The 18618-nt window shown below is 33.0% G+C and carries 13 protein-coding genes; 6 read left to right on the top strand and 7 right to left on the bottom strand.

The window, feature by feature from the left end; genetic code table 11:
• Positions 1-130: 130 nt before the first annotated feature.
• The 5 genes from IW18_RS06330 to IW18_RS06350 all read left to right on the top strand — a co-directional run bounded on the left by IW18_RS06330 (position 131) and on the right by IW18_RS06350 (position 6828).
• A complete protein-coding gene (locus IW18_RS06330) occupies positions 131-430 on the top strand; it encodes a hypothetical protein (protein WP_041516729.1) in 300 nt (99 codons plus the stop codon).
• A gap of 116 nt (positions 431-546) precedes the next feature.
• Positions 547-1533: a hypothetical protein gene (locus IW18_RS06335; RefSeq protein ID WP_041516730.1), complete on the top strand. Its 987-nt coding sequence runs from the start codon at positions 547-549 to the stop codon at positions 1531-1533.
• A 193-nt stretch (positions 1534-1726) separates the two neighbouring features.
• Positions 1727-3679 (top strand): PKD domain-containing protein, encoded by a 1953-nt coding sequence (locus IW18_RS06340; protein ID WP_041516731.1) that lies wholly within the window; start codon positions 1727-1729, stop codon positions 3677-3679.
• Positions 3680-3772: 93 nt separating this feature from the next.
• Positions 3773-6436, top strand: coding sequence for a CHAT domain-containing protein (locus tag IW18_RS06345; RefSeq protein WP_041516732.1), 2664 nt, complete (start codon positions 3773-3775; stop codon positions 6434-6436).
• Positions 6388-6828: a retropepsin-like aspartic protease gene (locus IW18_RS06350; RefSeq protein WP_041516733.1), complete on the top strand. Its 441-nt coding sequence runs from the start codon at positions 6388-6390 to the stop codon at positions 6826-6828. The genes IW18_RS06345 and IW18_RS06350 overlap by 49 nt, the downstream gene beginning before the upstream one ends.
• 151 nt (positions 6829-6979) lie before the next feature.
• Here the strand turns inward: IW18_RS06350 and IW18_RS06355 are convergent, their stop codons facing one another.
• The 5 genes from IW18_RS06355 to IW18_RS06375 form a co-directional block, all read right to left on the bottom strand.
• Positions 6980-10150: an efflux RND transporter permease subunit gene (locus tag IW18_RS06355; RefSeq protein ID WP_041516734.1), complete on the bottom strand. Its 3171-nt coding sequence runs from the start codon at positions 10148-10150 to the stop codon at positions 6980-6982.
• Between the two features lie 71 nt (positions 10151-10221).
• Positions 10222-11289 (bottom strand): efflux RND transporter periplasmic adaptor subunit, encoded by a 1068-nt coding sequence (locus IW18_RS06360; RefSeq protein ID WP_041516735.1) that lies wholly within the window; start codon positions 11287-11289, stop codon positions 10222-10224.
• Between the two features lie 9 nt (positions 11290-11298).
• Positions 11299-12633 carry a TolC family protein gene (locus IW18_RS06365; protein ID WP_041516736.1) on the bottom strand — a complete coding sequence of 445 codons (1335 nt, stop codon included), beginning with the start codon at positions 12631-12633 and terminating at the stop codon, positions 11299-11301.
• 10 nt (positions 12634-12643) lie between these two features.
• The gene (locus IW18_RS06370; protein WP_041516737.1) at positions 12644-13243 is read right to left on the bottom strand and encodes a TetR/AcrR family transcriptional regulator; all 600 of its coding nucleotides are present in this window, start codon (positions 13241-13243) and stop codon (positions 12644-12646) included.
• Positions 13244-13351: 108 nt separating this feature from the next.
• On the bottom strand, positions 13352-13873 hold the full coding sequence (locus IW18_RS06375) for a YceI family protein (protein ID WP_041516738.1): 522 nt from the start codon (positions 13871-13873) through the stop codon (positions 13352-13354).
• Between the two features lie 270 nt (positions 13874-14143).
• Between IW18_RS06375 and IW18_RS06380 the strand changes: the two genes are divergently transcribed.
• Entirely contained in the window at positions 14144-15118 is a 975-nt protein-coding gene (locus IW18_RS06380) for a polyprenyl synthetase family protein (protein ID WP_041516739.1), read from the top strand.
• A 186-nt stretch (positions 15119-15304) separates the two neighbouring features.
• Here the strand turns inward: IW18_RS06380 and IW18_RS06385 are convergent, their stop codons facing one another.
• Positions 15305-17170, bottom strand: coding sequence for an alpha,alpha-trehalase (locus tag IW18_RS06385; RefSeq protein WP_041516740.1), 1866 nt, complete (start codon positions 17168-17170; stop codon positions 15305-15307).
• On the bottom strand, positions 17160-18380 hold the full coding sequence (locus IW18_RS06390) for an MFS transporter (RefSeq protein ID WP_041516741.1): 1221 nt from the start codon (positions 18378-18380) through the stop codon (positions 17160-17162). Before IW18_RS06390 ends, IW18_RS06385 begins: the two co-directional genes overlap by 11 nt.
• Between the last annotated feature and the right edge of the window lie 238 nt (positions 18381-18618).

Below are 18618 nucleotides of genomic sequence, written 5' to 3' on the forward strand. Positions count from 1 at the left end.
TAGATTGACATAGATTCTTTTTTATCCAATAGAAAATTCGTGCAATTACTTCGTCAGTTCGTTTCACTCGGATCGTGGCAAAAAAAACAAATGTTATCAAAAACAGTTTGCAACATAAAAATGAATAGAAATGGAAACTTATCAATTTGTAAATAAAGAAAACCAAGACCAATTTCATAAAATCCTTTCTGCCAAAACAAGAGATGGTTTTATAATCACTGAACAAAATGAAAAACTGCCTTATGTGGTTTTATCCAAAGAAAAAAAAGTAATCAAGCATTCTTTGCATTTCTTCCTTACCTGTATCACTTTAGGACTTTGGTCAATCATTTGGATCTATTTAAGTATTACGCTTTCGCGGAAAAAAAACATTCTGCTTGCAGTTGATGAAGACGGGAATTTGTTTGAAGATAAATGTCTCTCCGAATAAAACTTAAAAAACGGGGTAACAATTTCGGAACCGAATTGATATAAGAATATAATTAACAACCAAAATCTGAAAACCACTTGAAAACAATCAAGACAGATTTATAAAAACTAGAAATCATGAACACAAATTTTAAAAAAATCGGGGTTTTATTTTTATTAATTATCACGTTCGCAAGTTGCGATAATACTGACGACAGTAACAACAATCTTATTTTGCCTCCTACTGCAGCAGCCTTTAAAAGTATAAGCGAAAAAGGAGTTAAAAAAAATACACAAAATTTCACCATCACTGCTGGAACTGGCGTCGTAACCATAACCTCAGCAAAAGGAGTAAAACTGAATATTAATGGTGACTGTTTGACTAAAAATGGAGTTGCCGTAACTGGAGCTGTTGATATTGAATTCATCGAACTTTTTGACAAAGGAAATATGCTAATTACCAACAAACCAACAATGGGTATTATGCCTGACGGAAAGAAAAACTTATTGATTTCTGGTGGTGAATTTTTCATTAAAGCCACGCAAGGCGGAGTTGAACTTAAAACATCTTGCTCTATGAACATGGTTGTTCCGGCTGCTTTGACTGATGGTGTCGATAATGCTATGACGTTATGGAGCGGTAAAATTGATGATCGAGGAGAATTAGCTTGGGAACAACCAAAACCAAACGCCGATGGAACTGGCGGAAAAGGTGGTGTACAAGGAGAAGGAAACAATTATTATGTAACTTTTGGCAATTTTGGATGGACAAACGTAGACCGTTTTTACAGCGATCCAAGACCAAAAACTACCCTTCTTGTTGGCGCTCCTACTGGCTACGACAATACTAATAGTGCTGTTTATTTATCATACGATGGCGAAGGCAACAACGCATTAGCAAAACTAGATACTTATACACCTGCAGGATTATTTAGCGAACACTACGGACAAATCCCGATTGGTTTAAAATGTCATGTAATTTTTGCTACAGAATCTAATGGTCAATGGCGTTATGCAATCAAAGCTGTAACTGTTGCGGCAAACGATGTTTACACCTTTACTCTTGCCGAAACCACAGTTGGTAACGAAGCTCAATTAATAGCCGCAATCAATGCTATTCAATAACTTAGAAAATACTTTTAAGAAAAAGTGGTGATTTGCTCATCACTTTTTTTTACATTTAATCCAGTTTTAAAATTTAATTCTGATGATTTTAAGAAGCTAATCCTGCTATTCGTTGCAATCTTTTATGCCTTCCGAAGCCTCGGGACCGACGCAAAAGGATTTACACTACTATCAGGGCTAAAAACCACTAGTTATGAAACCACTATCATCTATCTTCTTTCTTCTTTTATCTATATTCTCTTTCTCACAAACCAAAGTAAAAGACACCATAACCCGAAGAGCCAATATTAGTTTTATCCAAACCGGAAATGTGGTCACTTACAAGCCCGAAACTCCACCTTTAATTCCAATTGCAGGTGCGCCAAAACCTAGTTACTCTTATTTATGGGAACTTGGTGACGGACACTATAGCAAAGAGGCTGAACCAAAACATGTGTATAAAAACAAAGGAACTTATACCACAAGACTTGCCGTAACTAACAATTACGACAACGGAAAACCGCCTGCAACTCGCCCTAAAAAAGTGGCGGTAAACGACATTACCGATTCTAATTATAAAGACATTGCATCAATTGCAGATCAAAACGGATTTGCGATTATTAAAAACTGTGATCCAATTCCGGAGCAGGAAATGGTAGTCGTAGTAAGTTATCAAAATCTGGAGAGTTATGTCTCAAGCGGAAAGCTTTATTTGTTTTATAATGAGAAACAATTTAAAAGTAATAATTTCGAACTAGTCGATTTTAGAACCTATGCAAACGAGCGCGAAGTAAAAGAAAATACTATTGCTTTTGCCAATGATCTGGATGATTCTAAAAATTATTTGGCTTCTGCCGAAAATAATTCTAAACTCAAAAAATACCGAAATACAACTACCGAAGAAGATCTTGATGCTTCGTTATTAGATGCTAATAAAACCTATCATAACGTTTCGGTTTTAGAATTTGACGATATCAATCCGAGCGAAACACACAATGTGTTTTACACTTTTAAAACTACTCCGGAAATGATTAAAGATACTAGTGCAACAGTTACAATGCGCGGTATTTTTGTTCCAAACAGAAGTTATAAAAACCACAAAGTAAAAAATCTGGAAATGGAAATCGTAACTTCTCATGATCCCAACAAAATGGGTTCTAACGGAAGTTTTATGAATTACAGATTAGTCCGCTTTAAAAGGGTAAATTTTAAAACCCGTTTTCAAAACAACGGCGAAGGTCCTGCACGAATGATCAGGTTAGAAACGGATGTTCCGGATATGTTCGATAGGAAAACATTTAAGGTCGAAGATATGTATCCAAAATGTCCTATTTGTCCAAAAGATGAAGTTCCTACCGTGAGTTGTCTCGATACGATCATCAAGAAAAATCAAATTTTCTTTACTTTCAAAAATATTTATTTGCCCGGAAGCGAGCAAAAAAATGTACACGAAAAAGACAGTACTAAAGGTTTTGTAAAATATTCGATGAAGTTTACCGAAGATTTTCATAAAGTAAAAACCCGAAGCAGAACTGCCATTATTTTTGATAAAAACGAACCTATAATTACCAACTACGCCACTACCCGATTCTTACCCGGAATTTCGATTGGCGCAAAAGCAGGTTATAATTTATATCCTGATTTAGAAAAATCGACCAGTTATTTTGTAGGCGCAACTATTTCGCCTTTTAAATCGTATCGCTTTTATTGGCAGGCCGAATGGATTAATGCTTTGAACAAGTACGAAAGTGGTGCTAACGTGGTTAATGATATTGTGGCAAACCCAAACGGTGTAAAACAACTACAACGCACAACAACTACAACCGAAAACAAAAATATAAACTGGGAAATTCCAATTTTAATACGCTACAATATTAATAATTACATTGGTGTTGGAGCAGGAATTCAGGCGAATTTTGATGTTTCGTCTGAACAAAATCAAACCAAGAAAATTGAAACTTTTGAAGGTGCCACAGATCAGTTTTTAATAAATACCCGAACAGAATCAAATTCGATTAAAAACTCATTTGTTAATTTAAAAACGGGATTATTATTTGATTTAACGGCAGGTTTTGCTAGAATTGGACCAAGTTTAGGCGCGCGTTATGTGATTAATTTCGAACAGAATTTTAATTATTTCCAGCTCTACGGTATTTGGAAATTTTAATGTTATTAATTCTAAAAAAATTCGCCACGAATTCACGAATTTATTCCTATTAATTGAGAAAAATTCGTGAATTCGTGGCGAAAAAACTTTAATATGACAAAACTATATTATTATATTTTATTCTTTTCAACTCTACTTTCATTCGGACAACAATCTGTTTCGGAAGAGGATAAAATATATAATGCAGTTGATATTTTTGTTGCGAATCCTTCGGCGAAAGCCATAAAAAATTTAAACCAAATCGAAACGGATTTCTGGAAAAATTCGAAACCAAAAACTAAAGACGAATTATTGGCAATTGTAGTTCTAAACTGCAATAAAGCGTATTATGAAAATCAATTTGGGCAAACCGAAAAAGCGATTACGAGTTACGAAAAAGCCTGGCAAATTTATCAGAAACAAAAACTCTCTAATTATGATATTATAGAGTTTTGTTTAAAACCTTTAGGAAATCTATATACCGTTTTGGGCGATTATGATAATGCCGAAAATACCATAAAACAATACTTTTTTATTGTAAATACTTCTAAAAATTATCCTGACGCAGCGAAACAAAAATTTGCAGCAATTCTTAATTTATCAAATGTTTATCAGAGTTCCGGAAAGATTTCTTTGGCGATTGAATTATTAGAAAACACTTTAAAAACCGAGAAACTCACGAACTCTCAAAAAGGGATTTTATTAAACAACTTAGGAAATAATTATTTATTAAGTTCTAGCGGAAATTTGATGAGACCTGAAATTCATCAGAAAGCTGAAAATGCATTTCAATCTTCCATAAAGTATTTACAAAATGAAAAAAATCAATCAGAAACTTTATCTAATTCTTATAGAAATCTTGGGTCGTTAAACAGACAATGGCAACGATTTGAGATTGCCAATTCTTATTTAGAAAAAGCAGAAAAACTCTTTTTACAAACTCCCAACCAACAACCTAGAAAACTGGCTAAACTCTATCACGAAAAGGCTTTATTACTTTTTGAAGAAAGAAAATATGCTGAAAGTGAAAAGCAAATTCAAGCTATTTTTGGAATTCTGATTCCGAATTACAATTCTAAAAACATTCTTCCAAATCAAAACCAATTATATGCAGAAACGGTTTTGATTGACGCGCTCGATTTGCAGGCAGAAATCTCGCAATTAAAACAGCCCAAAAAAGCAATTCAAGCTTTTGAACTTTCATTTTACATCGAAGATTTATTGATGAATTCTTTGGTTTACGAAAACTCAAAAATTATTGCACAATTGCGATCGCGTGATCGCACAGAAAAGTGTATTTCTATTTATGATCGCTTGTATCAAAAGGAAAACAAAATTCAATATCTGGAAGAAGCTTTTAAGCTTTCTGAAAGAACAAAATCCGGAATTTTAAAAGGATATCGCTCAAACATTAAAAATGCTTCCGAAGAAGAAAAAGAGCTTTTACAAGAGCTTCAAAATTTGAATAATGCTATTTTAAAAGAACAGCAAAAAGGTGATTTGGCAAATATTTCAGCACTAAATAAGTTTATAAAAAAACAAAACGAAATAATGCTTTCGCTGAAAAAAGTGCAAGCTGAAAGCCCAAATAATATTCCCGAAAATTGTGATGTAAAAGCTTTACTTTCAAAATTAGAAAAAGATAAAGCAATAATGGTTTTTTATTTTATGGGATTTGAGAATCAGTATTATTTCACTTTACAAAATAATCGAATTTCATTAAATCGACTTCGCACTGGTGACGGAAAAATCTATAATATTGTACATTTCATAAATTACTTCAATGATGCAAGTTCAATTACAAATGATATTTCGGGTTATAATCGTTCTGGAAAAATAGCTTACGATTTATTAAAATTGCCCACAAATTATGTTTACCAAAACCTCATCATTATTCCTGACGGAATTTTAAATTTCCTGCCTTTTGAAGCTTTGATTACGCAAGAATCACCAACAACTAATTTTGCTAAAATGCATTATTTATTGAATGATTTTAAAATTGCTTATAATAATTCAGCTAGCAATTATCTAAATTCAAAACCTATTTCAAAATCAGAAAAAACAGTTTTAGGGATTTTTCCAATTTTCGAAAAAACCGCTTTTGAATTGAGTTATTCAAAGAAAGAATTAGAATCTATCAAAAGTAATTTTAAAGGAAAATATTTAGAAAATGCAAATGCCAGTTTTTCTAACTTTAAAAATAATGCAAACCAATATTCGATTTTGCATTTAAGTACACACGCTTCTTCGGGCGATATCGAAACTCCGGCAAGCATTAAATTTTACGATCAGGAAATATTATATTCTGAATTGTATAATCTTAATATGAATCCGGATTTAGTGGTTTTAAGTGCTTGCGAAACTGGAATTGGAAAACTATATAAGGCCGAAGGCGCAATGAGCGTTGCAAGAGGTTTTCAGTTTGCTGGCGCACAAAATTTATTATTCTCTTTATGGAAGGTAAACGATTATACCACATCAGTATTTATGGCTGATTTTTATAAAAACGTAAAAAATAATGTTCCGTATTTTGAAGCTAATACTAATGCTAAAATTGCTTTTTTGAAAGATAAATCGATTCCGAATGCCAAGAAATCTCCTTATTATTGGAGTTCTTTTGTGTATTATGGTTCGATTTCATCAGAGGGAAAATCAGGGAATTTTATCTATTACATCATTAGTTTATTGATTGTAATTGGTTTATTTTTGGTTTTCAATCATTATCGAAAATGGAAAATCTTCACGAGGTTCTCAAAAAAGAGAAATACAAAAAAATAAAATTTAAGGTTACCAAAACACAACATCTTTTAATAAAAGCGAAAATAAACGGCGTATCGGGAAATTTTATTTTAGATACAGGAGCTTCCAATTCTTGTGTTGGTTTTGAAAGTATTGAACGTTTTGAACTAAACGCAAAAAAATCTAAAACGAAAGCATCTGGAGCTGGAGGAACTGGAATGAAAACCCAAATTTCAGGACAAAATATCTTGCAGCTTGGAAGCTGGAAAAATCAAGATTTTAGTATTGTAATTTTTGATCTATCGCATGTAAACGAAGCTTTAGAATCGTATAAAGCAAAACCGGTTCATGGCATTATTGGTGCTGATGTTTTACTTGAAGGAAAGGCAATTATTGATTATTATAATCATTATTTGTACCTTAAACTTTAAATTCCAAATAAAAAAATTCCAAATTCCAATTCTGAAAACTTCAGGAGAGATTAATAAAAAAATCCCAAACTCCAATTAAGGAATTTGGGATTTTAAAATTTTAAACCTTTTTATATTGGAATTTGGAATTTCAATATTGAGGTTTAAAATCTTAATGGGTATGTTTAGGATTAAAACCGTCTTCACTAACTTCCGTTGGCGTATAATCCGCAAACATTTCAGTTTCGTAATCAATTTTTTCTCCTTTAGATAATCTTCTAACTATTCCTTCCATTATTTGGTAGATTACAGGAACAACGATCAAGGTTAGGAATAAAGATGAAATTAATCCTCCAATAATTACCCAAGCCAATCCATTTTTCCATTCAGCTCCTGCTCCAGATGCTAATGCAATTGGGAACATACCAAATACCATCGCAATTGTCGTCATCAAAATTGGACGTAAACGTGCGTGATTTGCCTGAATTAATGCTGCTCTGATTGATTCTCCGGCTGCTCTTCGCTGATTGGTATAATCGACAAGCATGATCGCATTCTTACACACCAGACCAATCAACATAATAATACCTAAAATGGTAAAGATGTTCAATGAGTTGTTTGTCAATGCTAATGCAAACAAAGCACCAATAAACGAAAGCGGAATAGCAAACAATACTACAAATGGGTGAACGAAACTGTCGTACAAACTCACCATTACAAGGTAAACCAAAATAATAGCAGCTAATAAAGCGATTCCTAAAGTACCAAATCCTTCAGATTGATTCTCCATGTCTCCACCCCAGATATAGTTTACACCAGCTGGTTTTTTTAACTTATCTAATTTCTCCTGCCATATTCCAACAATTGTTCCTGAAGGAACCCCAACGTTTTGTCCTTTTACAGTTACCGATGCTGATTTGTCTCTACGCTCTAACTGGCTAGGACCAGAACCTTCGGTAATATCTGCAAATTGAGACAATTTTATTTGTTGTCCTGCTGAATTTATAAAAATCAGGTTGCTTACATCTGTAATACTTTTTCTGTCGAATGCGTTGTATCTTATATTGATATCGTACTCGTATTCTCCGGCTCTGTATTTACCATCTGTGTTTCCGCTAAAAGCAGTTTGCATAGTTAAACCAACTGTTTGAAGTGTTAATCCTAAAGCTGCCATTTTATCACGATCCACTTTAACATTAATCTCAGGATTTCCATCTTCAACTGTTAATTTAATCTCTGTTGTTCCCGGAATTTTACGTAACTCAGCTTCCGCTAATTTAGCAAATGCCATGGCACTTTCTGTAGATGGACCTGTTACAATCAATCCTAAAGTAGCATCTTCTGCCGTACCCAAAATACCAACCGGAACTGTTTTTACTTTTGCTCCAACTAATACTTTTTCTAGTTTACGTTTGATTTTTGCAGCGTAAACAGATGCATCGTCTTTACGATCTTTTTGTTCGATCATTTTTACGTCAATCTCTGCTTTGTAAGCTGTTGCCTGCGATGCTCCAAAACCTTCTGAAGTTTGTCCTACTGTTGTAATTTGACTGTGAACGTATTCTTCTCCTTTTAGGAATGCTTCAGCTTTTTGAGTCATGAAGTTCGTTTGTTCTAACGAAGCATCTTTTGGCATTTCGATTTGAACTAAAAACTCTCCACTATCAGATGATGCGAAAAATTCTCCCCCAATAAACGGTGACAAACCAAATATTGACCCAAAAAACAATAGTAATACTAAAACAACTGTTTTTCCATAATTATCCAAACACCAAGTTAATAAGTGAGAAATCCAGTCTGTGAAACGTGTTAAATAGCTTTCGAAACCAAGAATGATTCTTCCAAATAAATTCTTTCCTTCAATATGTTCTAATTTACCATAACGAGATGATAACCATGGAATAATTGTAAACGATGCTAAAAGTGATAGCATAGTCGAGATAATTACGGTAACACAAAATTGTGTAATGATGTTAGATACTAATCCAGAACTCATTGCAATAGGCAAGAACACAACCACAATTACTAAGGTAATCGACGTTACTGTTCCACCAATTTCTGCAGTTCCATCATACGATGCACGAATTCGGTTTTTACCCATCTCCATATGCCTGTAAATATTCTCAAGTACCACAATCGCATCATCGACCAGAATACCTACAACAAGAGATAAACCAAGTAAACTCATTAAGTTTAATGTGTATCCCATAAAATAAATACCAATAAAGGTAGCAATCAAAGATGCCGGAATAGAAACCATTACAATTAACGAGTTTCTAATACTGTGCAAGAAAAACAACATTACAAATGCTACCAGAACAACTGCAATTAATAAATCGTGAACTACAGAGTCTGCCGCTTCAAGAGTAAATACCGTACTGTCTTTTGCAACTTCTAATTTTAATTCATTGTTTTTATAATCTTTTTCAAGAACTTTAATTGTTTTCAACAATTGCTCACTCACGGCAACCGCATTTGCATCAGATTGTTTTACGATTTGCAAAACGATCGCACTTTTTTGATCTACACGAGATATTTTTTCAGCAATTTTTTGAGTATCCTGAACATCTGCAATATCACTTAAACGAATTTGAATTCCGTTTTGAGATGAAACTACTAAGTTTCTTAATTCGTCAACACTTTTATATTTACCCGCTAAACGAATTAATATTTTTTGATTACGAGTTTGAATGTTTCCTGTTGGGAAATCTAAGTTCGAAGTCAAAATCATTTGTTGTACCTGAGGAACAGATAAATTGTAACCTTGCATTTTTACTGCATCAAGATTTACCTGAATTTCACGCTCAGATCCACCAATGATATTTACTTGCGCCACACCTTGTACACGAGATAAAATAGGAGCAATTTTTTTGTCAATTAAGTCATAAAATGCTGCTTCGTCCATTTTTCCGTTAGCACCAAGCGTCATAATTGGTAAATCACTCAGCGAGAATTTGGTTAGTGCCGGAGTTTTAACATCATCCGGTAAATCACTAATGATGGCGTTTATTTTTCGCTGTGCATCATTAAGAGAGAAATCGACTTTTGCATTAGAGGTTAAAGTAATCGAAACGATAGACAAACTTTCGTACGACTTTGAGTCAATTTTCTTTACGTTCTCTAAGGATGCAATCGCATCTTCAATTTTCTTGGTTACTGTATTTTCTACCTCACTTGGAGAAGCTCCCGGATAAACAGTAGAAATCGTAATAACGTTTTGCTCAAATTTAGGGATCAGCTCATAACCTAATTGGCTGTAACTGAACAATCCACCAAGTGTTAGAATTGTAAACAATACAATTACTAACGACGGACGTTTTATGGATATTTCGGCTAATTTCATATATGTTTTTTTATGCTTTAGGCTGTACGCTACAGGCTTAAAGCTTATAGCGTACGGCTTATAGCCTACAATTATTTAATAATTTCTACTGTATTACCGTCTTGTAAGTTAATTTGACCTGTTGTAACTACAATCTCTCCATCAGTCAATCCGTTGATGATTTCTACTTTATCACCTAAAATTCTACCTGCTGTTACTTTTCTTAATTTTGCAACACCTTTTTCAACTACAAAAATCTCGTTGCTGCTTACACTTCCAACAAATGCATTTCTTGGTACAACCATCATATGCTGTTTTTGTTGTTTTGATGCAAAGTTTGCTGTTCCATACATACCTGCTTTTAGATCGTTGTTTACGTTGTTTGTAATTTCAATTTCAACTGGAAAGTTTAAAGACTCATCTGCTTTTGCAGCAATGAAAGTGATTTTTCCTGAGAAATTTTTATCTGGATAAACACTAGCTGTTACATTAATATGGTCTCCTACTTTTAAACTTGCTACTTGGTTTTCGTTTACAGTAACTACTAATTTTAATTTAGATACGTTCACGATATCAAACAAAGCAGTTGCAGGCATTCCTGTTAAGATAGAACCTGGCTCAATGTATTTTTTATTGATGAAACCATTAATTGGAGCTTTTACTTTTGTATCACCCACATTAATGTTAGCTTGTTTTAAGTTAGATTCTGCATTTGTTAAAGCTAATTTTGCCTGATCTAATTGTTGTTTTGTAACACCGCCAGTTTTAAAAGCATTTTCGTATCTGCTGTAATCAGATTTTGCATTTTGATAAACTGCTTGTGCTTGTTGTGCACTTACGTTAATTACATCACCTCTCATTGTCAATAACGTTTGACCAACTTTTACGTAATCTCCTTCTTTAGCTAAAACACTGATAACTTTACCAGATTTTTCGGCAGAGAAAGTCAATTGTTGAATTGGTTGAAAGTTTCCGTTTGCAACGAAATCCAATGATATTTCTTCTGTTTTAACTGGAGAAACTTTTACTGATATAGCTGCATTTTTCTCTGCTACGATATCTGTTTTTTCTTTATTCTCCTTCTTATTATTATTTAAGACATATCCAATCACACCCAGCGCTGCAATTATGATTACGATTGTTATAATAGTTTTCTTCATTTTGTTTAGTTATTTAATAAGAGTTTTAAGTTCGCCTTTTGATTTGATTAGAGATATTTCGGCAATTTTATAATTTAAAACTGCTCTGGTAAAATTATTTTGAGCTTCAAGAGATGCATTTTCAGCGTCTAATAAATCTGTTAATGATGCTAATCCCTGAAGGTAATTGTTCTTTGTGTTGCTTAAGATTTCAGTCGCCAAACGCATGTTTTCTTTTTGATTATTGATTGTAACAAGGTTATTATCAATTTGCGCCATTGCGTTTCTGTAATCTAAATCAAGAGAAAGTTTAGTGTCTTTCATATCTTCCTGAAGCGATCTGATTTCTACATCGGCTTGTCTTACTTTAGCACGAGTTCCAAATCCTGTAAAAATTGGTACATGCAAATTCAATCCAATTGCTGAGTAATCTGACCAATACACACCATTTGATGGTTTTGCAAACCAAGGCATTTGAGGTCCTTGACCAATATAATTATAACCTGCCGTTAGAGAAAGCGTTGGATAATATCCTGCTTCAACTGCTTTTTTGTTGAATACTAAAAGCTCTTCTTGTTTTTTCAAAAGCAAGTATTCTGTTCTGTTTTCAACATTTGGCACTTCTGTCAATGCAGCAGGAACAACTTCAAATTCTTCTTTTGGCAAATCGATTTGAGTTTCTATAGGCATACCCATATAAAACTTCAAAGCATTTTCTTGTAAAGTAATTTGGTTTTTTATTTGTTGACGTTCTGTATCAATGTTTGACATTTTAACGATGATACGGTCTAAGTCAATTTTTTTAGCCAAACCGTTATCAAATTGACCTTTTACAATGTCGCGAACTTTGGTCGTATTAACATAGTTACTATCTAATAAAACCAATCTTTCTTTTTGTACATAAACCGAATAGTAGTTATTGGCAACTCTTTCTATAACTTGCTCTTCTGTTAACTGATCGTTTATTTGGTAAAATTCACGAGTCGATCTTGCAGCTCTTAATCCTGTAAAAACAGATTGATCAAATATTGTTTGGGTTAAAGAAACTCCAGCGTTTGAAGTCCATTTTTGACCAAAAGCGGCCTGAATTGTAGTTCCCGGCTGACCAAATCCTGCTCCGTCAATAACGGTTGTTTGAATTATTGGATTGTGAGTTAAATTTCCGTTTGCAGAAATTTGTGGTAAGGCTCTCGAACGTACTTCTTGAATTTTATACTCACTGTTTTCAACCTGTAATTTAGCTTTTTTAGCATCGGCTTTATTTTCAAGCGCATATACGACAGCCTCTTTTAGGGTTAGACTTTTGACTTGTGCGTTGGCAGTCAAGCCAATTGTACACAAAAATATAAGAATTATTCTTTTCATAGATTGATGATTAAGTAGTAATTTTTTTAAGTTGTTTTTCTAATTCGAGTATTCCTTTTTCTGTTGCCATTGCTCTGGTGTGATATTCCAGCGCTTCTAATTCTATTTTTTGTGCTTCACGTTCTGAGACTGTATTTTCGTTAATGTGAAAAATTAAAGTGTAATAAAATTTAACATAAACATCTATATTCAGCTCTTCTCTATAAAGCTTTTCGCGCATTCCTTTTTCAATGTTTTCTCTAAAATACTGACTACATTGATCTATTTCGTACGACAATATGTTTTGATATATTTCGGGATAATGTTTTTTTAATTGATAAATTGGAGAGGTGTCAGAATTATTTTTGAACATATCTCGAAACGATTCTCTAATCTCAAAATTTTCATGAATTGCATTATAATCTTTCGCTACAATGGTATCGATAACTTCATGAACTTGTTTGTGAACCATCGAAGTACTTTCTTCAATCAGGACTTCTTTATTACAGAAATACTTGTAAATCGTCTTTTTCGAAATACACATTTCTCCAGCAATGTCATCCATTGTAACACTTTTAAAACCGAGCTTTAAAAATAACTCACTCGCTTTTGCTATTATTTTCTCTTTCATTTTGATTTTTCAAATTGCATTGCAAATATATTTAAGAGACTAAAGTCTAAAAAACAGCTCTCGTTATATTTGTAATAATTTTACATTAACTTCTTCATTATGTAAGATTTATATACTAAACTCAAGATTTGCAATAAGCTTAATGTCTTTTCCTAATGCAAGACCTCCATTATGATTGTATGAATTATAATCTAAACCAAAATCCTGGCGCTTAATGTCTCCTTTAATTTCAAAAGCAACTTTTTTTCGTCCATTATAAGAATTGACTCCTATAAACTCTGCATCAAGTTCAACCACTTTGGTAACATCTTTTATAGTTAAATCACCTTTAAAAAAATTGATGTTATTATTTATTTTTTGAAATGAAGTTGATTTAAAACTAATAATTGGATGTTCATTTACATCAAATAGATCTTGAAGTTGTAAATACGTATCAACTTGCTGAAAACTATCATTTTTGTTGTTGATGTCTAATGAAAATTCAACTGAAGCATCTTCAATTTCATTATCTTCAATATTCACAAAACCATCAAATTTATTTGTAGTTCCGCCCATGTAAGCAATTATTGAATGTCTCATCTTAATCAAAACATCTGATTGGCTAGAGTCTAAGGTCCATGTTGTTTTCATATCTATCTGATTTAATTGAGTTTACAAACCACTCAAATCTCTACACGGAAACTTTTACAGTGTTTCAAGTTTCCACTAAGAAGTTGCAAATATAAACAGGAAACTCTAAACACCAATAAAGTTTCCAAGTTTTTTTCAAAATAATTTTAAATCGCTAAGTATTAGCCGTTTTAATGGTCTTTTGAGGCACTTATTTATCATTTAAAATTTTAAGAAAGAAAAATTCATAATGAATCGTATCTTTGAGCCTCGCAATTCAGATTATTTATTATGCACGATATTAGCCAGTACCAAGAATTTTTTATAAATTATTTAGAAAGCCAAAGCATCAACAAAGAGCCTAAAAACCTCTACGAACCAATTGAATACATTTTAGGTCTTGGCGGAAAACGTATGCGCCCGGTACTAACTTTAATGGCTGCTGAAGTTTTTGATACTGATTACAAAGTAGCTCTTCCGGCCGCTATGGCTGTTGAAGTTTTTCATAATTTTTCGCTGGTTCACGATGATATTATGGATGATGCACCTTTGCGTAGAGGACAGGAAACTGTACACGAAAAATGGGATTTGAATACTGGAATTCTTTCTGGAGATGCAATGCTTATTTTGGCATATCAATATTTTGAACAATACGATCCAACTGTTTTTAGAGACCTGGCAAAATTGTTTAGCAAAACTGCTCTCGAAGTTTGCGAAGGACAACAATGGGATGTTGATTTCGAAAAAAGAAACGACGTTACTATTCCTCAATATCTAAAAATGATAGAATATAAAACAGCTGTTTTAGTTGCTGCTGCCATGAAAATGGGTGCTATTGTTGCCAAAACTTCTGAAAAAGAAGGAGATTTAATTTACGATTTCGGATTAAATTTAGGTTTAGCTTTCCAACTTCAAGATGATTATCTGGATGCTTTTGGAGATCCGGAAACGTTTGGAAAACAAGTTGGCGGTGATATAATGGTAAATAAAAAAACGTATTTATATCTAAAAGCTCGTGAATTCTCTACACCTGAAAAAGCTTCAGAACTAGAAAAATTATTCAGTTTACAACTGGAAGATAATACTAAAAAGATCGAAACGGCAAAATCTATTTTTAATGAATCAGGTGCTTCAAAAGCGACTCAGGATGCAATAGAAATGTATACTTTTAAAGCGTTTGAAACTTTAGAAAAAATGGATATTAACGCTGAAAAGAAAAACATTCTCAGAACTTTTGGGGAGAATTTAATGGGGAGAAAAGTTTAGTTTTTTCGCCACGAATTTCACGAATCTTCGCGAATTTTTATCCTAATTAAATTAGTGAAAATTGGTGAAATTGGTAGCAAAAATTTCACATTTACATACAGTAAACCCGACAGGTTTTAAAAACCTGTCGGGTTTATCATTTGAAAACTAATATAATCTGTGAAAATCTTTCAATCTGTGGCTATTTTAAAACAAATCATCAGGATCAACTAAATCTGACAGTTTTTGTTTTAGATCATCTTCCAAAATCGTTAATCCGTATTGGTAGGAAGCGTTCATCCATCCAAAACCTTCTTCGGGTATATAATCAAACTCAGTTCCTACGTTTCCGTATTCGGCAGAGATTTTATGTGAACTTATCGATAAATCAAACTTCTCCGGAATCGTTCCGTTATAATCAACTGCGTTTCTGGTAATCAGCCAAAGCCATCGATATACCATTTCTTGGGCTTCTTCGTTGAAATTATAATTCAATAGTCCTTCCCATAAAAGCATTTGATGCGGTGCCCATCCAAACGGATAATCCCATTGTCGTATTGGAGCATTTTCGTCTACATTAGCAATTGATTCTTTGGTACAGCCAGCAATTCCGCCTTTCATTTTAAACCTTGGAAGCGTCTTTTTAACCAAAATTTCTGCTTGTTCCTGCGTACTTATTTTTGCCCAAAGCGGATAAAATGTAGGCGCAGCCTCAAAGAAATGCTGTTTCTCGTTTACAAAATCATAATCGAAATAAATTCCGCTTTCTTGATTCCATAACATTTCGTTTATTTTTTTCTTTCTGAAAGCCGCTTTTTCTGTCCAATATTCACCCGAAAAAGATTTATCTTCAAAATATTGAAACTCGTTTTTAAAATACTTTTGAATCAAAAATGCAATATCAGTTTCGTATTTATACAATAAACTATTAATTGCAACTGTATTTAAATTAGCACAAATCCCCACCAATCTATTTGTTGTATCATGTCCGCTTTCGCGCATGCTTCTATCGTGTGTAAAATATTTATCGAGTTCAGGTTCAACAATTTCTCGTTCAAGATATTTCTTTTCGAATTCACGAGTTGATAAATTGTATTTTGGAGCATATTGTTCCAGAATATCATTAAAATGCCCTTCTTCTACCTCAAACGGAAGTCCAATTCCTTCGGCTTTATAACGGTTTAATCCATTTGCAGTAAGACGTTTTCCTTCTTCCATCCAAACAGTTTGATATTCTTTTATAGCGGTCTTTAAATGTCTTTCTATCCAAAAAATATCTGGATTAGATTTTTCTAAAACATCTATAATCAAAGATGTATATAATGGTGGTTGTGTTCGGGTTAAATAATAACTGCGGTTGGCATTTAGAATTTTTCCGTAATGATCGATTTGATATTTAAAGTTCTCGGCAATGCCCAAAGCTAGCTCGATTTTATCGTCGATCAAAAGTCCTTTGGCAATAAAATAACTGTCCCAACCGTACATTTCATTAAATCTTCCGCCCGGAACCACAAACGGAACTCCTGAAATTTCATTGTTTTTTATCTGAAGTGCCAAAGCCAGAATCCCTGGTTTTTTATTCAGTGATAAAACATATTCAGGCGAAATATTCTTAGGCATTTGCACCACTTTTAATTTTGGCGTTACAGCTTCTAATTTCTTGAAATAATCAAAAACTATTTCGTCGCCAAATGGCACATACAAATAAGCCACTTCATTTTCGATCTTATTGTCTTCCAGAATTTTCTTTACGCCAATAGCATCAATTGTTCGGGTAAGACCTTTCCAATACAGATTTTTTATTTTTCCTGAAATTCTTTTTACCGGATCTTCAGTAATTTCATTTAGATCAATCTCACCAAATTCGGTATTGTTTTTTTTAGCCAAAGCCAATTCCTGCAATAAATTGGAAAGCTGATACGTTCCTTCGATCAAAGCCGAATTTCCGTTTTCATCATTCAATAAAAACTTTTTTGGACCATTATCATCAATCGTTATTTTTTTATCGCCATCAGTATCTTCCTGAGCCAATAATTTTTCGATGGTTTGGGTTATATGTAATTTAAATTTCATCTTTTGAAGTTATTTTTTTGAGAATAAAAAAGGATATTAATAATAAAGACATTGGAATTAGAGTAAAGTAAAAAGCTTTTTCCGGTCCTTCATTTTTAAACAACCAACCTGTTATTCTGGAACCTAAAGTTCCGCCAAGAGCAGAAAAAATTACAATTAATCCGGTCATGGAGCTTTGTAAATTCTTTGGTAAAGCACTTAATACAATTGAATTTAGTAACGGATAAATAGGCGCGATAAACAGTCCTATTAAAGGAAATGCAAAACCTATTAACGGAATATCCGAAAGTGTATTGATGTTTTTCACTTCTAATCCAACGGTTTTTGGAAGTACAAAAACAACTATTAACATGGCCGAAATTATACAAACACTTAAAACATAAATCCAGTTTACTTTTTTGGTCACGATTCCGGCAATTAATCTTCCGATCGCTAATGAAATAGCCAAAATACTGGCCATCATAATACTAATATTTTCTGGCAGATGAAGCACTTTTGTATTGAATGTAGGCAACCACGAAAGAATTCCCTGCTCGATCATAACAAATAAAAACACGCTAATTACAAAAATAACGGTTAGCAATTTTGCCATTAATTTGAACATTTGCAGGAAGTCATCTTTAAGATTTGCTCCTGTCGCAACTTCTGGCTCTTTGAATTTTACAAAAAATAAAAACAAAAACGACAACAACGATAATCCCGCCAAAAACCAATAAACGTTTAACCATGAATTTGGATCGTTTTCGTTATTAAAGGCTGGAAATAAAAAATAAGCTAACGCGATTCCAACCATAAAAAAACCTTCGATACTACTCATTAAAGCGTTGTGTTCTTTTTTGGTTTCAGTCACAGTTCCAATCAACGAATAAACTGAAACTTTTATCAAAGCAAATGAAACTCCAACGGTAGCAAAAAGGATTTTAGCATTGTCGAATGAGTTTCCAAAATACATAGAAATACAAGCCAAAGTAACCAAAGCCAAACCTGTAAGCATTGCTTTTCTATAGCCTATTCTGGGTAAAAAAGAAGCTATAAAAAAAGATACAATTGCAATTGGCATATCTTTAAAAGCTTCTAAAATACTTGCCTGAACTTCATCTACTCCATAATTTCTTTGCGATTTTAGAATCACAATACCTACGCTGTTTAATAAAATAGCGAAGACAAAATAATTAAGGTAAAGTGAAATTTTAATTCCTATGTTTTTCATTTTTTATTATGTGATTTGTTTGTCAATACGGTATGGAGACGCACTGCTGTGCGCCTCTACAATACCGTATGTCATTTCGCTGCAGCCCTGTTGACTGTAAATTTAACACATAGAAACATAGCTTATATTGAACTCAAAAAGGCGTTTCACTTGTATTAATTAACATAGCTATGTCTGGAAACTAGTTTCTTTTTTGTTCTTTTTTAAACGATAAAAATCTATATTTCTATGTGTTTAA

The organism is Flavobacterium hibernum (genome assembly GCF_000832125.1).
Classification (GTDB): domain Bacteria; phylum Bacteroidota; class Bacteroidia; order Flavobacteriales; family Flavobacteriaceae; genus Flavobacterium; species Flavobacterium hibernum.

What these genes read in the sequence shown, in the direction of transcription:
- IW18_RS06330 (WP_041516729.1), top strand. Translation starts at nt 131, where the DNA reads ATGGAAACTTATCAATTTGTAAATAAAGAAAACCAAGACCAATTTCAT.
- IW18_RS06335 (WP_041516730.1), top strand. Translation starts at nt 547, where the DNA reads ATGAACACAAATTTTAAAAAAATCGGGGTTTTATTTTTATTAATTATC.
- IW18_RS06340 (WP_041516731.1), top strand. Translation starts at nt 1,727, where the DNA reads ATGAAACCACTATCATCTATCTTCTTTCTTCTTTTATCTATATTCTCT.
- IW18_RS06345 (WP_041516732.1), top strand. Translation starts at nt 3,773, where the DNA reads ATGACAAAACTATATTATTATATTTTATTCTTTTCAACTCTACTTTCA.
- IW18_RS06350 (WP_041516733.1), top strand. Translation starts at nt 6,388, where the DNA reads ATGGAAAATCTTCACGAGGTTCTCAAAAAAGAGAAATACAAAAAAATA.
- IW18_RS06355 (WP_041516734.1), bottom strand. Translation starts at nt 10,150, where the DNA reads ATGAAATTAGCCGAAATATCCATAAAACGTCCGTCGTTAGTAATTGTA.
- IW18_RS06360 (WP_041516735.1), bottom strand. Translation starts at nt 11,289, where the DNA reads ATGAAGAAAACTATTATAACAATCGTAATCATAATTGCAGCGCTGGGT.
- IW18_RS06365 (WP_041516736.1), bottom strand. Translation starts at nt 12,633, where the DNA reads ATGAAAAGAATAATTCTTATATTTTTGTGTACAATTGGCTTGACTGCC.
- IW18_RS06370 (WP_041516737.1), bottom strand. Translation starts at nt 13,243, where the DNA reads ATGAAAGAGAAAATAATAGCAAAAGCGAGTGAGTTATTTTTAAAGCTC.
- IW18_RS06375 (WP_041516738.1), bottom strand. Translation starts at nt 13,873, where the DNA reads ATGAAAACAACATGGACCTTAGACTCTAGCCAATCAGATGTTTTGATT.
- IW18_RS06380 (WP_041516739.1), top strand. Translation starts at nt 14,144, where the DNA reads ATGCACGATATTAGCCAGTACCAAGAATTTTTTATAAATTATTTAGAA.
- IW18_RS06385 (WP_041516740.1), bottom strand. Translation starts at nt 17,170, where the DNA reads ATGAAATTTAAATTACATATAACCCAAACCATCGAAAAATTATTGGCT.
- IW18_RS06390 (WP_041516741.1), bottom strand. Translation starts at nt 18,380, where the DNA reads ATGAAAAACATAGGAATTAAAATTTCACTTTACCTTAATTATTTTGTC.